The sequence below is a fragment of the Streptomyces sp. NPDC008092 genome (assembly GCF_042957285.1).
Classification (GTDB): domain Bacteria; phylum Actinomycetota; class Actinomycetes; order Streptomycetales; family Streptomycetaceae; genus Streptomyces.
In genome coordinates, this window is the sequence record NZ_JBIBHY010000006.1 from 471,343 (window position 1) to 488,505 (window position 17,163).

General features: G+C 72.6%; 14 protein-coding genes. 6 read left to right on the top strand and 8 right to left on the bottom strand.

What is annotated here, in order from left to right; translation table 11 throughout:
- Positions 1-2: 2 nt before the first annotated feature.
- Positions 3-1,187, top strand: a complete 1,185-nt coding sequence (nadA, locus tag ACFZB3_RS22085) for a quinolinate synthase NadA (protein WP_391377459.1) — start codon at positions 3-5, stop codon at positions 1,185-1,187.
- Positions 1,188-1,214: 27 nt separating this feature from the next.
- On the opposite strand, the gene ACFZB3_RS22090 is transcribed toward nadA, so the two are convergent.
- From ACFZB3_RS22090 to ACFZB3_RS22115, 6 genes are all read right to left on the bottom strand, one after another.
- Positions 1,215-3,449, bottom strand: coding sequence for a PQQ-binding-like beta-propeller repeat protein (locus ACFZB3_RS22090; RefSeq protein ID WP_391377461.1), 2,235 nt, complete (start codon positions 3,447-3,449; stop codon positions 1,215-1,217).
- A 114-nt stretch (positions 3,450-3,563) separates the two neighbouring features.
- Positions 3,564-6,677, bottom strand: coding sequence for an efflux RND transporter permease subunit (locus tag ACFZB3_RS22095; RefSeq protein ID WP_391377463.1), 3,114 nt, complete (start codon positions 6,675-6,677; stop codon positions 3,564-3,566).
- A gap of 202 nt (positions 6,678-6,879) precedes the next feature.
- Entirely contained in the window at positions 6,880-7,563 is a 684-nt protein-coding gene (locus ACFZB3_RS22100) for a response regulator (RefSeq protein WP_391377465.1), read from the bottom strand.
- The gene (locus ACFZB3_RS22105; RefSeq protein WP_391377467.1) at positions 7,560-8,840 is read right to left on the bottom strand and encodes a histidine kinase; all 1,281 of its coding nucleotides are present in this window, start codon (positions 8,838-8,840) and stop codon (positions 7,560-7,562) included. Before ACFZB3_RS22105 ends, ACFZB3_RS22100 begins: the two co-directional genes overlap by 4 nt.
- A gap of 147 nt (positions 8,841-8,987) precedes the next feature.
- Positions 8,988-9,266, bottom strand: a complete 279-nt coding sequence (locus tag ACFZB3_RS22110) for a hypothetical protein (RefSeq protein ID WP_391377854.1) — start codon at positions 9,264-9,266, stop codon at positions 8,988-8,990.
- A 28-nt stretch (positions 9,267-9,294) separates the two neighbouring features.
- On the bottom strand, positions 9,295-10,086 hold the full coding sequence (locus ACFZB3_RS22115) for a PspA/IM30 family protein (RefSeq protein WP_391377469.1): 792 nt from the start codon (positions 10,084-10,086) through the stop codon (positions 9,295-9,297).
- A gap of 205 nt (positions 10,087-10,291) precedes the next feature.
- Here ACFZB3_RS22115 and ACFZB3_RS22120 point away from each other — a divergent pair, with 205 nt between their 5' ends.
- The 3 genes from ACFZB3_RS22120 (at position 10,292) to ACFZB3_RS22130 (ending at position 12,903) form a co-directional block, all read left to right on the top strand.
- Entirely contained in the window at positions 10,292-10,966 is a 675-nt protein-coding gene (locus ACFZB3_RS22120; RefSeq protein WP_391377471.1) for a DUF3043 domain-containing protein, read from the top strand.
- Positions 10,967-11,049: 83 nt separating this feature from the next.
- Complete coding sequence (locus ACFZB3_RS22125; RefSeq protein ID WP_391377473.1) at positions 11,050-11,751, top strand: methyltransferase domain-containing protein; 702 nt, start codon at positions 11,050-11,052, stop codon at positions 11,749-11,751.
- Positions 11,752-11,823: 72 nt separating this feature from the next.
- Positions 11,824-12,903 (top strand): trypsin-like peptidase domain-containing protein, encoded by a 1,080-nt coding sequence (locus tag ACFZB3_RS22130; RefSeq protein WP_391377475.1) that lies wholly within the window; start codon positions 11,824-11,826, stop codon positions 12,901-12,903.
- A 49-nt stretch (positions 12,904-12,952) separates the two neighbouring features.
- Here the strand turns inward: ACFZB3_RS22130 and ACFZB3_RS22135 are convergent, their stop codons facing one another.
- Positions 12,953-13,165: a hypothetical protein gene (locus tag ACFZB3_RS22135; RefSeq protein WP_093503930.1), complete on the bottom strand. Its 213-nt coding sequence runs from the start codon at positions 13,163-13,165 to the stop codon at positions 12,953-12,955.
- Between the two features lie 205 nt (positions 13,166-13,370).
- Between ACFZB3_RS22135 and ACFZB3_RS22140 the strand changes: the two genes are divergently transcribed.
- Entirely contained in the window at positions 13,371-14,570 is a 1,200-nt protein-coding gene (locus ACFZB3_RS22140; protein ID WP_391377478.1) for a bifunctional adenosylcobinamide kinase/adenosylcobinamide-phosphate guanylyltransferase, read from the top strand.
- A gap of 210 nt (positions 14,571-14,780) precedes the next feature.
- Here the strand turns inward: ACFZB3_RS22140 and ACFZB3_RS22145 are convergent, their stop codons facing one another.
- A complete protein-coding gene (locus ACFZB3_RS22145) occupies positions 14,781-15,758 on the bottom strand; it encodes a methyltransferase domain-containing protein (protein WP_391377480.1) in 978 nt (325 codons plus the stop codon).
- Positions 15,759-15,908: 150 nt separating this feature from the next.
- Here ACFZB3_RS22145 and cobT point away from each other — a divergent pair, with 150 nt between their 5' ends.
- Positions 15,909-17,000: a nicotinate-nucleotide--dimethylbenzimidazole phosphoribosyltransferase gene (gene cobT, locus ACFZB3_RS22150; protein ID WP_391377482.1), complete on the top strand. Its 1,092-nt coding sequence runs from the start codon at positions 15,909-15,911 to the stop codon at positions 16,998-17,000.
- Positions 17,001-17,163 lie beyond the last annotated feature (163 nt).

The following is a 17,163-nucleotide window of genomic DNA, read 5'->3' on the forward strand; positions in this document are numbered from 1 at the left end:
TCGTGACCACCGCCCAGACCACGGAGCTCGACGTACAGCCGACTCCGCTCGCCCTGCTGCTGCTCGGCCGCGAGGCCGACCCGAAGAGCGAGCGGGGTGTCGAGTGTCCCGGCGACCTGCCCTCGCCGTCCGACCCGGACCTGGTCGCGCGTGCCCGCGCGGCCAAGGAGAAGCTCGGCGACAAGGTCTTCGTGCTCGGCCACCACTACCAGCGCGACGAGGTCATCCAGTTCGCCGATGTCACGGGCGACTCCTTCAAGCTGGCCCGGGACGCGGCCGCCCGCCCGGAGGCCGAGTACATCGTGTTCTGCGGTGTGCACTTCATGGCCGAGTCCGCCGACATCCTGACCTCGGACGACCAGAAGGTGGTCCTCCCCGACCTCGCGGCCGGCTGCTCCATGGCCGACATGGCGACGGCCGAGCAGGTCGCCGAGTGCTGGGACGTGCTGACCGAGGCCGGGATAGCCGAGCAGGTGGTCCCCGTCTCGTACATGAACTCCTCCGCGGACATCAAGGCGTTCACGGGCAAGCACGGCGGCACCATCTGCACCTCGTCCAATGCCCAGCGCGCCCTGGAATGGGCCTTCGAACAGGGCGAGAAGGTCCTCTTCCTCCCCGACCAGCACCTGGGCCGCAACACCGCCGTCCGGGACATGGGCATGTCCCTGGAGGACTGCGTCCTCTACAACCCGCACAAGCCGAACGGCGGACTCACCGCGGAGCAGTTGCGGGACGCCAAGATGATCCTGTGGCGCGGCCACTGCTCGGTGCACGGCCGTTTCTCGCTGGACTCGGTCAACGACGTGCGCGAGCGGATCCCGGGTGTCAACGTGCTGGTCCACCCGGAGTGCCGGCACGAGGTCGTGGCCGCCGCGGACTACGTCGGCTCGACGGAGTACATCATCAAGGCCCTGGAGGCCGCGCCCGCCGGTTCCAAGTGGGCGATCGGCACCGAGCTGAACCTGGTCCGCCGCCTCGCGAACCGCTTCGCGCCCGAGGGCAAGGAGATCGTCTTCCTCGACAAGACCGTCTGCTTCTGCTCGACCATGAACCGCATCGACCTCCCCCACCTGGTCTGGACCCTGGAGTCGCTGGCCGAGGGCAACCTGGTCAACCGCATCGAGGTCGACAAGGAGACCGAGGCGTTCGCGAAGCTGGCCCTGGAGCGGATGCTGGCGCTGCCGTAGCCGTACGACGTCCGCGTCGACCCGGGTTCACCCCGGGTCGACGGGTTTGCGCCCGGGGTGTGCGGGATCGAGGGTGAAGACGGTGCCGTCGGAGGTGGAGAGGACCAGCGCGCCGCGGTTGAACCAGACGGTGGGCAGCAGGCCGCTGTTGCCGAGCACCTCGGCGCGGGCGGAGGACTCCCACAGGACGGTGCCCTTCGCCGCGTCGAGCGCGACCACCCGTCCGCTCATGCCCGCCATGTACACGGTGCGGCCCTTGGCGTCCACCGAGGCCTGGCCCGGCGACTCCAGGGTCGTGTGGCTCTCCCACAGCCGGGCCCCGGTCGTGGGTGAGAACGCGGTGACCAGGCCGCTGGAGGTGGCGAGGAAGAGCGTGCCGTGGGCCAGGGTGGGCAGCCCGCCCCGGTACTTCTCGGGCAGCGGGGTCAGGCTGCGCTTCCCGGTGTCGGGGTCGACGCGCACGATCCGGTTGTAGATCAGGTCGGGGCCGTTGTTGACGTCCTGGTCGTCCGATTCCAGGAAGACCAGTTGTCCGGAGAGGGTGCCGACGAAACTGGCCGTCTGGGCGGGGGAGTTCAGGGTGCGCACCGAGCCGTCGGCGGGGTGGACGACGTAGAACCTCGTGGCGTGCGAGCCGTCCGACTGGTCGCCGCAGTCCACATAGGGGAAGTCGCCCGCGGAGAGCATCGAGCAGAGCCAGCCGCCGGGCACGGGGACGGTGCTGATCACGCTGCCGTCCCGCGCCGAGCGGACGGTGAACGTGCTGCCGTCGCCCTCCTGGGTCAGGGTCACCCCGTCGCCGTAGGCCGACCCCAGGGAGTCGGTGCGGACCGCGTGGGACCAGAGCCTGCTGCCGTCCTTGCCGTCGAGGGCCATGACGGACTGCGCCTTTCCGGCGCCGTTCTCGTCGGTGATCTGGAGTTCGACGAGGACCCGGCCGTCGTCCACGCCGAGGACGGTCGTGATGTAGCGGTCGGCCGGTACGCCCGCGGGCGCTATGCCGGAGCGCCACAGGGTCCGGCCGGTGGTGGCGTCGACCCGGGTGGGGAGCAGGGCGGTGCCGCCGCAGTAGACGGAGGAGCCGTCCGAGACGCAGGTCGGCGAGGTGTCGCCCGCGTAGCCCGGTGCCTTCTTCACCCCCTGCTCGGCGGTCGCGGACACCGTCGTCTGCCAGGGCTTCCAGCCGTTCGGGAGGGTGCCCCAGCGGGAGCCGGCGGACACCGTGGAACCGGTGCGTGCCTCGCCGTCGCCGCTCCCGGGGCCCAGCAGCAGGAAGTAGCCGGTCAGGGCCACGGCGGTCACCGCGGCGGCGGCCAGCAGCAGGCGCGGGGTGCGGCGGCGGGGGCGGCGGCCGGTGACCGGCGGGGTGGTGGCGTCGAGGGCCGGGGCGCCACGGCCGGGGTGGGTGTCCGGCAGCCGCAGGGTCATCGTCCGCGGTTCGGTGGACGACGGCTCCGGCAGGGCCGCCGCGAACTCCCTGGCCAGGTCGTCGAGTCCGGGCCGGGCGTCGGGGTCCTTGGCCAGGCAGCGCTCCAGGACCGTGCGCAGCGGGCCGGTGACCCCGTCCAGGACAGGCTCGTTGTGGACCACCCGGTAGCCGGTGAGGTAGGGGCTGTCGGCGTCGAAGGGGCCGCGTCCGGTGACGCAGTACACCAGCAGCGCGCCCAGCGAGAAGACGTCGGAGGCGGGGCCGACGGTACGGGCGTCGGTGAACTGCTCCGGGGACATGAACGGCGGGGTGCCGACCATCTGCCCGGTCTCGGTGAGGGTGTTGTGGTTCTCGGCGGCCCGGGAGATGCCGAAGTCGATGACGCGGGGGCCGTCCTCGGCGATCAGGACGTTGGCCGGTTTCAGGTCGCGGTGCACCACTCCGGCCCGGTGGATGTCCCGCAGCGCCTCCACCAGGCCGAGGGCCAGTGGCCGTAACTCGGTGACGCGGAGCGCGCCCTGGGACCGGATGCGGGCGGCGAGGGAGGGTCCTGGCACGTACTGGGTGGCCATCCAGGGCGCCGGTGCGTCCGGGTCGGCGTCCAGGACGGGGGCGGTGAAGGCGCCGCTGACCCGGCGTGCGGCCTCGATCTCCTGCCGGAACCGGGCGCGGAAGACGGGGTCCTCGGCGTACTGGGCGTGCACCACCTTCACGGCGACCTCGCGCCCGGAGCGCGAGCGGCCCCGGTAGACGATGCCCATCCCGCCGGCCCCCAGGCGGTCCGCCAGCCGGTACCCGCCGAGGGACCTCGGGTCGTCCTTGTGCAGCGGCACGCCGAAACTCCCCTTCCCCGCCGTGCAGTTCGCGGCGCCAGCATACGGAACCGGCACGCGTCGGCGGCCGGTTCCCGGTGGTGTTCCGGAAACCGGCCGCCGTTCGCGGGACCGTCACACGGCCGCGGTCTGCGGCTCCTCTGCCGCGGGGGCGGGCTCCGCGGCCCCCCGGCCCTGCTTCGCGGCCCGCTTCCCGGCCCGGCGCTCCTTGCGGAGTTCGACCATCGCGTACAGCGTCGGCACGAGCAGCAGCGTGAGCAGGGTGGAGCTGATCAGGCCGCCGATCACGACCACCGCGAGCGGCTGGGCGATGAACCCGCCCTCGCCGGTGACGCCCAGCGCCATCGGGAGGAGGGCGAAGATCGTCGCCAGGGCCGTCATGAGGATCGGGCGCAGCCGGTGCCGGCCGCCCTCGACCACGGCCTCGACCACGCCGTACCCCTGCCTGCGGTACTGGTTGACGAGGTCGATCAGGACGATCGCGTTCGTCACCACGATGCCGATGAGCATCAGCATGCCGATCATCGCGGGGACGCCCATCGGGGTGCCGGTGACGATCAGCAGGCCGAGCGCGCCGGTCGCCGCGAACGGGATGGAGACCAGCAGGATCAGCGGCTGGACCAGGGAGCGGAAGGTCGCGACCAGCAGCATGAAGACGATCGCGATCGCCGCGAGCATCGCGAGGCCCAGGTTCTTGAACGCGCTGTCCTGGTCCGAGGTGACCCCGCCGATCGAGGCCGTCGCGCCCGCCGGGAGCTTCAACGCCTTGATCTTTGACTGGAGTTGGGTGCTGACCGCGCCCGTGTTGTCACCGGTCGGCTTGGCGCTGATGGTCGCGGCGCGCTGGCCGTCGATCCGGGTCATCGACACCGGGGCGTCCACCAGCTTGACGGTGGCGATGTCGCCGAGCTTCACCGGGCCCAGCCTGAGGGCGCGCAGCTGGGCCAGGGTCTCGGCCGGCTTCGCGGACTTCACGACGACGTCGCGCTCGGTGTCGTCGAGGGTCGCCTTCGCGGCCGTGGTGCCCTTCACCGCCTGGGTGACGGCGGCGCCCAGCGTCTGGTCGTCGAAACCGGCGGCCGCGGCCCTGGAGTTGGCCTTCACCGAGATGCGCGGCACGCTCTGCGCGAGGTCGCTGGTGACGTCGGTGACGTCGTCCAGCTTGGCGACGGTGGCCCGGACCTGCTCGGAGGCCTTGCGCAGCACGGCGCCGTCGGCCGCCTTCACGACGACGCTCAGGTCCTGGCTGCCGAAGCCGTCACCGGCCGACACCGTGGTCGTACCGATGCCGGACAGCTTGTGCAGGCCGTCCTCGATGGCCTTCTGCACCCGGTCGTAGGACTTCGCGTCGTCCAGCATCACCGAGTACGACGCCTGGTTGGTGTCGGTGCCGCCGCCGAAGGCCGCCATGAAGCCGGAGGAGCCGACGGTGACCTGGTAGTCCTTCACCCCGTCGACGGAGGCGAGCAGCTTCTCGACCTTCTTCGCCTGGACGTCGGTCGCCGCCAGGCTGGTGCCGGGCTTCAGCTCCTGCTTGACGGTGAGGACCTCCTGGTCGCCCTGGTCGAAGAAGTTGGTCTTCAGCAGCCCGGACATGCCGAACGTGACGACCAGGACCACGATCGCGATCAGCACGCTGGTGAGGCGGCGCCGGGTCGCGAAGCGCAGGACGGGGACGTAGAGGCGCTGGAGGCGGCTGTTCGCCTCCTTCTCCTCGGCCCTGCGGCGGGCCTCCTCGGCGTCCTCGGGGGTGCTCTTCGGGGCGCGCAGGAACCAGTAGGACAGCACCGGCACGACCGTCAGGGAGACCAGGAGGGACGCCAGCAGGGCCGCCGTGACGGTGAGGCTGAAGGGGCCGAACAGCTGGCCCACCATGCCGCCGACCAGGCCGATCGGCAGGAACACGGCGACGGTGGTGAGGGTGGAGGAGGTGACCGCGCCGGCCACCTCGCGGACCGCGCCGAGGATGGCGGCCTCGCGCTCCTCGCCGTAGCCGAGGTGGCGCTTGATGTTCTCCAGGACCACGATCGAGTCGTCGACGACCCGGCCGATGGCGATGGTGAGCGCGCCGAGGGTGAGCATGTTGAGGGAGAGGCCGCGGGTCCACAGGACGATCAGCGCGAGGACCACCGACAGCGGGATGGACACCGCCGTCACCAGGGTCGAGCGGACCGAGGCCAGGAAGACCAGGATGACCAGGACCGCGAAGAGCAGACCGAGGGCGCCCTCGGTGGTCAGGCCCTTGACGGACTTGGAGACCGCCGGGCCCTGGTCGCTGACGACCGTGAGGGTGGCGCCGGAGCCGAGGTCCTGACGCAGCTTCGGCAGCTTGTCCTTGACCGCGTTCGAGATGGAGACCGCGCTGCCGTCGTGGTCCATGGTGACGTTGACGGCGAGGCTGGGACGGCCGTCGGTGCGGGTGATGGAGTCGGCCGGGGCCTCCTGCTCCCGCACCGTGGCGACGTCGCCGAGGCGCACGGGCTTCTTCGCGCCCTGCCCGGTGACCATCAGGTCCTTGATCTGCTGCAGCGAGGTGAGACCGCCGCCGACCTGGACGGTGCGGTTGGCGCCGCCCTCGTCGAAGGAGCCCGCCGGGACGGTCGCGCCGGCCGCCTGGAGCGACTGGGCGAGGGCGGCGGAGGTGAGACCGGCCTTCGCCAGCTCCGCGTCGTCGGGGGTGACGTCGACCTGGAGGTCGCGGACGCCGGTGACCTGGACGCGGCCGACGCCGTCGACGTCCTTGAGGGCCGGGACGACCGTCTTGTCGAGCTGGTCGGCGAGGGCCTGCTGGTCCTTGCCTGAGGTGACCGCGAGGACCACGGTCGGCATGTCGTCCGTGGAGCCGGCGATGACCTGCGGGTCGACGCCGTCCGGGAGCTGGGCGCGGTTGACGGCCAGCTGGACGTCGGCCACCAGCTGCTTGGTGTCGTTGCCGTAGTCGAAGGACGCCATGATCACGGCGTTGCCCTCGCTCGCGGTGGAGGTGACGCCGGTGACGCCGTCGACGCCTTCGAGGTTGTTCTCGACCGGCTCGACGATCTGCTTCTCGACGACGTCGGGCGCCGCTCCCTGGTAGGGGGCGATGACCGACACCATGGGCAGGGAGATGGTCGGCAGCAGCTGCTGCTTGATCTGGGGGATGGCGATCGCCCCGAAGACGAGCGCGATCAGGGAGATGAGGCCTATCAGGGCCCGCTGCGCGAGGCTGAATCTGGACAGCCAGGACATGGGTCAGGGTCTCTTTTCGGTGAGCTGCTGTGAGCGGAGCTGCGATGAGCGGAGCTGCTGTGAGCGACGGATGAACAGGACAGGCGGTGCCTGTGAGCGCCCACCGCACCACTCTCACCCATGCGCGGACCCTCTCGGGTAGCCCCTGGGTGCCGTTCCCTTATCCGGCTCCTACTCCGCCCGCAGTACGCCCGGGTGGAGATCAGTCCATCCTCGGGCGGACCAGCCCCGACTCGTACGCGATCACCACGAGCTGCGCCCGGTCCCGCGCGCCCAGCTTGGCCATGGCCCGGTTGACGTGCGTCTTCACGGTCAGCGGGCTGACCTCCAGGCGCTCGGCGATCTCGTCGTTGGAGTGCCCGCCGGCGACCTGGACCAGGACCTCGCGCTCCCGTGAGGTGAGCGCGTCGAGCCGCTCGCCGCGGGCCGGGGTGCGGCCGTCGTCACCGAGGTCGCCCTGGGCGAGGAAGCGGGCGATCAGGCCTTTGGTGGCCGTCGGGGAGAGCAGTGCCTCGCCGCCGGCGGCTAGGCGGATGGCGCTGAGGAGTTCCTCGGGCTCGCTGCCCTTGCCGAGGAAGCCGGAGGCGCCCGCGCGCAGGGCCTGGACGACGTAGTCGTCGACCTCGAAGGTCGTGAGGATCACCACGCGGACGTGGGCGAGGGAGGGGTCGGCGCTGATCAGCCGGGTGGCGGCGAGTCCGTCCGTGCCCGGCATCCGGATGTCCATCAGGACGACGTCGGCCGCTCGCTCCCTGGTCAGCGCCACCGCCTCGGCGCCGTCGGAGGCCTCGCCGACCACCTCCATGTCGGACTCGGAGTCGACGAGCACCCGGAACGCGCTGCGCAGCAGTGCCTGGTCGTCGGCGAGCAGGACACGGATCGTCATACGGAATCCCCCAGGGCGGCCGCACGCCCCTTGGCGCGCCCGTTCGTACGGTCACCCGTGCGGTCACTCGTACGGTCGTCGGTGTCGGTCTTGACCGGCAGGATCGCATGGACCCGGAAGCCGCCGCCGTAGCGGGGGCCGGTGGTGAGGGTGCCGCGCAGGGCCGTGACGCGCTCGCGCATGCCGAGCAGCCCGTGCCCGCCGCCCTCCTCGGGGGCGGTGTCGTCGCCGGAGCCGTTGTCCAGGACGGTGACCTCGATGCGCGGTCCGACGCGTACGACGCTCACCTCGGCCTTGGCCTCGGGTCCCGCGTGCTTCTGCACGTTGGTCAGGGCCTCCTGGACGATCCGGTAGGCGGCCAGGTCGACGGCGGCCGGCAGGGTGGTGCCCTGGTCGGCGCGGGCGACCTCGACCTGGAGGCCGGCGTTGCGGAACGTGTCGGCGAGCTCGTCCAGGACGTGCAGGCCGGGGGCGGGCTCGGTCGGCGCCTCGGGGTCGCCGGACTGGCGGAGCAGGCCGACGGTGGCCCGCAGTTCGTTCAGCGCGGAGCGGCTGGCCTCGCGGACGTGGCCGAGGGCCTCCTTGGCCTGGTCGGGCCGCTTGTCCATGACGTGCGCGGCGACCCCGGCCTGCACGTTGACCAGGGCGATGTGGTGGGCGACGACGTCGTGCAGGTCACGGGCGATGCGCAGCCGCTCCTCGGCGACCCGGCGGCGGGCCTCCTCCTCACGGGTCCGCTCGGCGCGCTCGGCACGCTCGCGGATGGCCTGGACGACCGCGCGCCGGCTGCGGACGGCGTCCCCGGCGGTGGCGCCGATGCCGGTCCAGGCGAAAATCGCGAGGTTCTCCTGGGCGTACCACGGCAGGGGTCCCGCGACCATCGCGGCGGTGGTCAGCACGGTCATGGTGAGCAGGCCGGCCCACACGGTGGTGCGGCGGTCCGTGGTGGCGGCGACGGTGAACAGGGCGATCACGGCCGCCATCGCGACGGGGGCGCGGGGGTCGCCGGTGACGCACTCCACGACGGAGGCGGCGCCGGTGACGGCGAGGACCGTCTTCGGGGCGTACCGGCGGAAGACCAGGGCCGCGGCGGCGAGCGTCATCAGCAGCAGGCTGAGGGGGTCCGGGGTGCGGATGCCCCAGGCGACGCCGTGCGCGCCGTGCGGCACGGCGAAAGAGCTCACGACCATGCAGACGAGGGCGCCCGCGGCGATGACCGCGTCCACGGCGAGTGGATGGGCGCCTGCTCTGCAGCGGGCTCTTTCGAGGGTGCTCACGTTCTGAACAGTACGGCGGGTTGGTGCGGGCCGGAACTGCCGGTTCGGGCCGGTACGGGCACTGTCCCCGGGGGCTGCCGCCCCCGGACCCCCGCTTCGGCCTGAACGGCCTCGTCCTCAAACGCCGGACGGGCTGCTCTTCAACCGTCAGCCCGGAATGAGCCCGTCGTCCCGCAGCAGCGCCCTGACCTCCGCCAGGGTCGCGTCCGGGGACGGCAGGATCAGGTCGGAGGGTTCCAGGGCGTCGTCGGGGAGCGGGGCGCCCAGGTCCCGGACCTTGTCCAGGAGGGCGCCCAGGGTGCGGCGGAAGGCTGCCTCGTCGCCGGACTCGGTCTCCGCGAGGAGCTCGTCGTCCAGCTTGTTCAGTTCGGCGAGGTGGCTGTCGGCCAGCCTCACCTGGCCCTCCCCCATGATCCTCACGACCATGTCGGCCATGTCGCCCTCCAGGCGTCGGCTACTGCTTGTCGAAGCGCGGGGTGTCCTGCGGCTGCTGCGACTGCTGCCCCTGGCCGGTGCCGCCCTCGATCGCCTGCTGGGGCGAACCTCCGGCGAGCTCGGCCTTCATGCGCTGCAGTTCCAGCTCCACATCCGTACCACCGGAGAGCCGGTCCAGCTCGGCGGCGATGTCGTCCTTCGCCGTGCCGGTCGGGTCGTCCAGGGCGCCGGAGGCGAGGAGTTCGTCGATGGCGCCGGCGCGGGCCTGGAGCTGCTGCGTCTTGTCCTCGGCGCGCTGGATGGCGAGGCCGACGTCGCCCATCTCCTCGGAGATGCCGGTGAAGGCCTCGCCGATGCGGGTCTGCGCCTGGGCGGCGGTGTAGGTGGCCTTGATGGTCTCCTTCTTGGTGCGGAAGGCGTCCACCTTGGCCTGCAGGCGCTGGGCCGCGAGGGTGAGCTTCTCCTCCTCGCCCTGGAGGGTGGCGTGCTGCGTCTCCAGGTCGGTCACCTGCTGCTGGAGGGCGGCGCGGCGGGAGAGCGCCTCGCGGGCGAGGTCCTCGCGGCCGAGGGCGAGCGCCTTGCGGCCCTGGTCCTCCAGCTTGCCGGACTGCTGCTGGAGCTGGTTCAGCTGGAGTTCGAGCCGCTTGCGGCTGGTCGCGACGTCGGCGACGCCGCGGCGGACCTTCTGCAGCAGTTCGAGCTGCTTCTGGTACGAGTAGTCGAGGGTCTCGCGCGGGTCCTCGGCCCTGTCCAGGGCCTTGTTCGCCTTCGCGCGGAAGATCATCCCCATACGCTTCATGACACCGCTCATGGGCTTCGCGCGCCCCCTTCTGACGGACTCCAGCTCACAGATCCTGCGACAGAACCCACAGTACGGGCCCTGCCTCCATTACCGCACTGTTCGGGGACCGATGCGCTCATCCCCAAGGACGACTACCGACAGCTCCGCTCCGGCACAGGTAGTAGGTGTCCCCCTGAGCGAAGCGCCTGCAACGTCCCCTCTGTCCCCCCCCCCCATGGAGACGACTGGCGTTGCGGGATCGTTCCCCGCCGGACTAGGGCCCACACCCCATGACCCCGTACCCTTGGGTTTTGTGTTCCGTAGCCGTGCCAAGGATGAGAAGGCCTCCGCCGACAAGGCGGCCGTGACCGACTCCAAAGAGACCCGTGACCCGCAGGCCCCGAAGGGCAGGCCCACGCCCAAGCGCAGTGAGGCCCAGTCCCAGCGGCGCAGCGTGGCCAGTACGCCGACGACGCGCAAGGACGCCGCCAAGCGTCAGCGCGACGACCGACGCGCCGCCATGGACCGGCAGCGCCAGGCGCTGGCCACCGGCGACGAGCGGTACCTGCCGGCCCGTGACAAGGGCCCGGTCCGCAGGTTCGCCCGTGACTGGGTCGACTCGCGTTTCAACGTGGCGGAGTTCTTCCTGCCGCTGGCCGTGGTGATCCTGGTCATGAGCGTCGTCAACAACACGGCGATCAAGAACATCGCGCTGCTGCTGTGGCTGGTCGTGATCGTGCTGATCGTGCTCGACGCGGTGATCAGCGGCCTGCGGCTGCGCAAGCGCCTCGCCGAGCGCTTCCCCGACCAGAACAGGAAGGGCGCCGTCGCCTACGCCCTGATGCGCTCCCTCCAGATGCGCCGGCTCCGGCTGCCCAAGCCGCAGGTCAAGCGCGGAGAGCGGCCCTGAGCACAGAGCCGTTCTCCGGGGGTGCGGCGAAGGCCTGGCTGAACAGGCTGGGTGGGCTGCGTGATGTCGTACGGCAGCAGTTGGTGGCCCGTCAGCTCGACGAGCAGATAACCGGGCGGTTCCCGGTCGGGCAGCGGCTGCGGGTGCTCGACGTGGGGATGGGCCAGGGCACGCAGGCGCTGCGGCTGGCCCGGGCCGGCCACCAGGTGACCGGTGTCGAGCGGGAACCGGCGATGGTCGCGGCCGCGTGGGAGGCCCTGGCCGCCGAGCCGGACGGCATCCGCGAGCGGGTGCGGATCGTCCAGGGCGACGGGCGGGACACGGGTGTCCACTTCCTGCCGGGCAGCTTCGACGTGGTGCTCTGCCACGGGGTGCTCATGTACGTCGAGGAGCCGGACGCGCTGCTCGCCGGGCTGGCCCGGATGCTGGCCCCGGGCGGGCTGCTGTCGCTGCTGGTGCGCAACGCCGACGCGCTGGCCATGCGCGCGGGTCTGAGCGGGGACTGGGCGGGCGCCCTGGAGTCCTTCGACACCCTCTCCTACCGCAACCGGCTGGGCCTGGACGTCCGGGCCGACCGGCTGAGCACCCTCACCGGTGCGCTCGCCGGCATCGGCGCCCCGCTGCAGTCCTGGTACGGCGTAAGGGTGTTCACGGACACCGCGGCGGACGACGCCGGGGCACCGGCCGACCTGGAGACGCTGCTCGCGGCGGAGGAGCGGGCCGGGCGGACCGATCCGTACCGGGCGGTCGCGGCGCTGCTGCACCTGTGCGGGGTCCGCGGCTGACCGCACCCGGGCGCCGCTCGTTCGGGCCAGCAGCGCGAGCCGGAGCGTCACCACCGCGGTGAGACTCGGGACATGGACGCTTCCCCCGCCCGCCGGACCCTGCGTACGGCCGCCGTGCTCGGTTCCTGCTGCCTGGCCCTGGCCTCCGGATGCTCCGCCTTCGGCGGCGGCGCGGCCGAGGACACCTCGGCCGCCCGGGCCGCCCGGGCGACGGCCGTCCCCCTGGCCGCGACGGACCTGCAGGACCGGTACCAGAAGGTGATCAAGGACGTCCTGCCGTCGGTCGTGCAGATCCAGGCCAGCAGCGACCTGGGCTCGGGCGTGGTCTACGACGGCAACGGACACATCGTCACCAACGCGCATGTCGTGGGCAACGAGAAGAAGTTCAAGGTGACGACCGCCAACACGGAGGAACCGCTCACCGCGACGCTGGTGTACTCCTACCCCCAGCAGGACCTGGCGGTCATCAGGCTCGACAGGATCCCGGAGGGGCTGAAGCCGGCCGCCTTCGGGGACACCGAGAAGATCCAGGTCGGGCAGATCACGCTGGCCATGGGGTCGCCGCTCGGGCTGTCGTCCAGCGTGACCGAGGGCATCGTGTCGGCGACCGGACGGACCGTCAGCGAGAACACGGCGGGCGGCGGTACGGGTGCCACGATCCCCAACATGGTGCAGACCTCGGCGGCCATCAACCCCGGCAACAGCGGTGGCGCCCTGGTCGACCTGGACGGCCGGGTCATCGGCATCCCCACGCTCGCCGCGAACGACCCCGACCTGGGCGGCAGCGCGGCGCCCGGGATCGGGTTCGCCATCCCGGGGTCGATGGTGAAGACGGTCGCCGACCAGATCATCAAGCAGGGCAAGGTGACCGACTCGGGGCGGGCCGCGCTGGGCATCGCCGGGCGCACGGTCGTGGACGTGAACTACCAGCCGGCCGGGGTGGCGGTGGTGACCGTGGAGCACGGCAACGCGGCCGACAAGGCGGGCATCCGGCCCGGGGACATCATCACCGCGCTGGGTGGCGACGACATCACCACCATCACCTCACTGGCCGAGTCGCTCGCCGTGGACCGGCCGGGGCAGAAGACGACGGTGACCTACAGCCGGGACGGCGTCAGCAGGACGGTGGACGTGACGCTGGGCGAGCAGTGACCCGGTGACGGCGGGGCGGCCGGCGAGGGCCGCCCCGGACCGGCACGTCTCAGGACTCGTCGGCGTGCAGACTCATCGGGCCGTAGATCTCGGTGGCGTCCTCGAAGAGCCGCACCTGGTCGGCGCCGCCGGCCAGCAGGGCCTTCCACTGCTCGCCGATCCACGACTCGGCGTCGCCCTGCGTGGTGAACTCCTCGGGCTCCACCGCGGGCTGGACCTCCGTCCCGTCGGCCTTTTCGAATCGCCATGTCCATGCCGCCATGTGGCCTCCTTTGATCCAACCGGTGCATCGTATAAGGGCGTCGACGAAAACTCCGCTGGTTGTGGGCTTGTGTGCGGGCCCGGTGGGGGTTGATCGCGCAGTTCCTCCCCCAGCCTTCGGCCGGGGACCCCCAGCGCCCCTTTGGGGCGCGTGACCGCCGACGCCCGCCTCAGCGAGAACCGCCAGGACGGGTGAGAATCGGTCCGTGGAAGTGACTTTGCTCGGTACCGGTGCTCCTGCGGGGCTGCCTCAGCCCGGCTGTCCCTGTGCGGCCTGTTCGTGTGCCGTCGGGGCCGAGGCGCGGGCGGCCACCGCGGTGCTCGTCGACGGGACGCTGCTGCTCGATCTGACGCCGGGCGTGGCGTTCGCGGCGGCCCGGGCCGGGCTGTCCCTCGGCGGGGTACGGCAGGTGCTGCTGTCGCATCCGCACGACGGGCCCGCCGTCGAGGTGCCGGCCGGGCTGCCGCAGCCGGGGCGGGTGCCGGACGGGCGGGAGCTGGCGCTGCTGACGGGGCATCGGGTGCGGGCGGTGGCGATGGACGCGGGCGGCACCGGGTACGCGGTGACCGGCCCCGACGGGCAGCGGCTGCTGTACCTGCCGCCGGGCGGCGCGCAGGCCGGGCTGGAGAACGGGACCGCGGACCCGTACCACCTGGTGCTGCTCGACGTCGTCGGCCGTCCGGACGCGCTGGCGCGGCTGCGGGCGGCCGGCTCGGCCGGGCCGACCACGGACGTCGTCGCCGTCCATCTCGGCCACGACGTGCCGCCCGGCCCGGAGTTGCGCCGTCGCCTGGCGGCGGCCGGGGCGCGGGCGGTACCGGACGGGACGACGCTGACGGTGGGGGTGTACGAGGACGTGCCCGACGTACCGCGCCGGACGCTGGTGCTGGGCGGGGCCCGGTCGGGGAAGTCCGTGGAGGCCGAGCGGCGGCTGGAGTCCTTCCCCGACGTGCTGTACGTCGCCACCGGCGGCACGCGCGGCGGGGACACCGAGTGGGCGGAGCGGGTGGCCGTGCACCGGGAGCGGCGGCCGGGGTCCTGGCGTACGACGGAGACGTGCGACCTCGTGCCGTTGCTGACGGAGGACGGGCCGCCGTTGCTGATCGACTGTCTGTCGCTGTGGCTGACGGACGCGATGGACTCCGTCGGGGCGTGGGACGACACGGAGTGGGCGTCGGGCGGGGAGAAGGCCCTGCGGGAGCGGGTGCGGGAGCTGACGGAGGCGGTGCGGGCGAGTCGGCGGACGGTGGTCGCGGTGTCCAACGAGGTCGGGTCGGGCATCGTGCCGGCGACGGCGTCGGGGCGGCGGTACCGGGATGAACTGGGCCGGCTGAACGCGGCGTTCGCGGGCGAGTGCGAGCAGGTGGTGCTGGTGGTGGCGGGGCAGGTGGTGGTGCTGAGGTGAGTGGGGGCGGGGCGGGGGGGGGACGCTTACCGGCGCTTGCAGGGTGCCGCCCGCGCCCACCCGTGCCGCCCCAGCGGCACGACTGCCCGCGGCTGTACGAGACACGGCTGAGGAGCGCCCCGTAAGGGGCGCTGGGGGTCCCCCCGGCCGAAGGCTGGGGGAGGAACTGCGCGAGCAACCCCCACCGGCCCGCAGCCGCGCGACCGGCCGTCAGCGCCCCTTCCTCGCGACGATCCGGTACGCGTTCGAGAAGGGCGTCCTGCGCAGCAGCGGAGCCAGGGCGTGGTCGGCGAGTCGCGCCACGGCGACCAGCGGCGCAGCCGCCCGCAGCCACCGCTTCGGCAGGAGCCGGCCGAGCACCAGGCCGAGCGCCGCCGAGATGTCGTACGGCGTGTGGGCCGACTTCCGGTCGGTGCTGAGGATCTCGCACCCCTGGGACTCCAGCTCCGCCCGGAGGTTGGCCAGCGGCATCAGGTGCAGATGGCGGGGCTGCCCGTGGGGGATCCACCACTTGCCGAGGAGCCTGGCGAACGCGCTGCGCGGGTCCGGGACGTCGATGAGGACGTGGCCGCCGGGACGCAGCGCCGTGAGCGCGGCGCGGAGTTCGGCGCGCGGGTCGGGGGTGTGCTGCAGGTGGTGGAACATGCTGACGACGTCGTAGCGGGCGCGCAGGCGGGCCAGCACCTCCGGCGCGGCCAGGTAGCCGCAGTGGGCCTCCTCGATGTGGCCCTCGGTCTGGGCGCGCCCCACGCGGAGGGTCGGGTCCAGGCCGTCGAACGACGTGTAGGCGAAGAGTTCCTTCGCCGTGCGCGGGAAGTGGGCGTGGCCCGTGCCGACGTCCAGCCAGCTCTCCGGTTCCGGCAGCGCCAGCATCACGCGGGCGGCGGCGCGGTGCCGGCGGCGGCCGGCGCGGGTGGCGTGCAGGCGGTCGGTGTAGTCCTCCAGGCGGCCGTCGTAGAAGTCCCGGTGGTAGAGGGCGAGGCCGGCCGGGGACAGCCGGGGGTTCTGGAAGGCGTGGGCGCAGTCCCGGCACTCGTCGACGGTGAACGTGCCCGGCCGGTGGTGGAGGAGGTCGGGCGTGCGCAGGCGGGTGCGCAGGCGCCTGGAGCCGCACCAGGGGCAGTCCTCGCGGCGCGGCTCGTGGAACCGGTTGGGGCCCGGGGCGAGTTCGGGCTTGCGCGGCGGCATGGGCGGCTCCCTGTGCTCCCTGTACTCCCTGAACGCAATCCACTGCAAACCGGAACGTATGGGATACCGATCTTGCCTGCCAAGGCGCCGTGCGGGTGTGGTGGCGATCTGGCACCTAACCGTTCGTCGGGTGCCGGTACTGTTCGGCGAATGAGCTCGCTTAATCTCGACGACTTCACCGATCTGATCGAGCGCCCCGACGGCGGTGTGCGCCGTGACGCCGAGGCGCGCCGGGAGCGGCTGACCGTGCCGCCCGGGTCGCTGGGCCGCCTCGACGACCTGGGTGAGTGGCTGGCCGCCGCGCAGGGTTCGGTACCGGTGCGACCGGTGGAACGGCCGCGGGTGCTGCTCTTCGCCGGCGACCACGGCGTCGCCGGACTCGGCGTCTCGGCGCGGCCCGCGGGCAGTGCGGAGCTGCTGGTGCGGGCGGTCCTGGAGGGCGCCAGCCCCGTGGCGGTCCTTGCCCGGCGGCTCGGGGTGCCGGTGCGGATCGTGGACATGGCGCTGGACTGCGACCCGGAGGCGCTGCCCGAGGAGGTCGTGCGGCACCGGGTGCGGCGGGGCAGCGGCCGTATCGACATCGAGGACGCGCTGACCCTGGAGGAGGCCGAGGCGGCCTTCCGGGCGGGCGTCGCGCTGGCCGACGGGGAGGCCGACTCGGGGACCGATCTGGTGGTCCTCGGCGACGTCAGCGTCGGCGGCACCACGGCGGCCGCCGTCCTGGTCGCGGCGCTGTGCGGGACGGACGCGTCCGTGGTGACCGGACGGGGCGGGCTCCCCATCGACGACCTCGCGTGGATGCGGAAGTGTGCGGCGATCCGGGACGCGCTGCGGCGGGCTCGGCCGGTGCTCGGGGACCAGTTGCAGCTGCTGGCGACGGTCGGCGGGGCCGACCTCGCGGCGATGACCGGGTTCCTGCTGCAGTCGGCGGTGCGGAAGCTGCCGGTGGTGCTGGACGGGGTGGTGGCGGCCGCGTGTGCGCTGGTCGCGCAGCGGATCGCGTTCCGGGCGCCGGACTGGTGGCTGGCCGGGCACGACAGCGGGGAGCCGGGGCAGGCGAAGGCGCTGGACCGGATGGCCCTGGAGCCGCTGCTGGAGCAGGGCGTACGGGTCGGCGAGGGCACGGGCGCCCTGCTGGCGCTGCCGCTGGTGCAGGCCGCGGCGGCGCTGGCGGCGGAGCTGCCGGAGAAGCCGGAGCAGCCCGGGGCCGAGCCCGAGACCGAGGAGAAGCCGGAGGAGTAGCGGGCCCCTGGCCACGGCCGGGACAGCACCGCCGGGAGCGCACCCTTGGCCACGACCGGGACAGCACCGCCGGGATGCGCCGTCCCCGCTGATCGCCGTTGCGGCGGAAAGAAGAGACCGGCGCAAGCGTGAAGCCGGCCAAGGACGGGGACCGGCGACGGCA

Coding starts and splice junctions, on each gene's coding strand:
- ACFZB3_RS22095 (WP_391377463.1), bottom strand. CDS start 6,677: ATGTCCTGGCTGTCCAGATTCAGCCTCGCGCAGCGGGCCCTGATAGGC.
- ACFZB3_RS22100 (WP_391377465.1), bottom strand. CDS start 7,563: ATGACGATCCGTGTCCTGCTCGCCGACGACCAGGCACTGCTGCGCAGC.
- ACFZB3_RS22110 (WP_391377854.1), bottom strand. CDS start 9,266: ATGGTCGTGAGGATCATGGGGGAGGGCCAGGTGAGGCTGGCCGACAGC.
- ACFZB3_RS22115 (WP_391377469.1), bottom strand. CDS start 10,086: ATGAGCGGTGTCATGAAGCGTATGGGGATGATCTTCCGCGCGAAGGCG.
- ACFZB3_RS22120 (WP_391377471.1), top strand. CDS start 10,292: ATGGAGACGACTGGCGTTGCGGGATCGTTCCCCGCCGGACTAGGGCCC.
- ACFZB3_RS22130 (WP_391377475.1), top strand. CDS start 11,824: ATGGACGCTTCCCCCGCCCGCCGGACCCTGCGTACGGCCGCCGTGCTC.
- ACFZB3_RS22135 (WP_093503930.1), bottom strand. CDS start 13,165: ATGGCGGCATGGACATGGCGATTCGAAAAGGCCGACGGGACGGAGGTC.
- ACFZB3_RS22145 (WP_391377480.1), bottom strand. CDS start 15,758: ATGCCGCCGCGCAAGCCCGAACTCGCCCCGGGCCCCAACCGGTTCCAC.
- cobT (WP_391377482.1), top strand. CDS start 15,909: ATGAGCTCGCTTAATCTCGACGACTTCACCGATCTGATCGAGCGCCCC.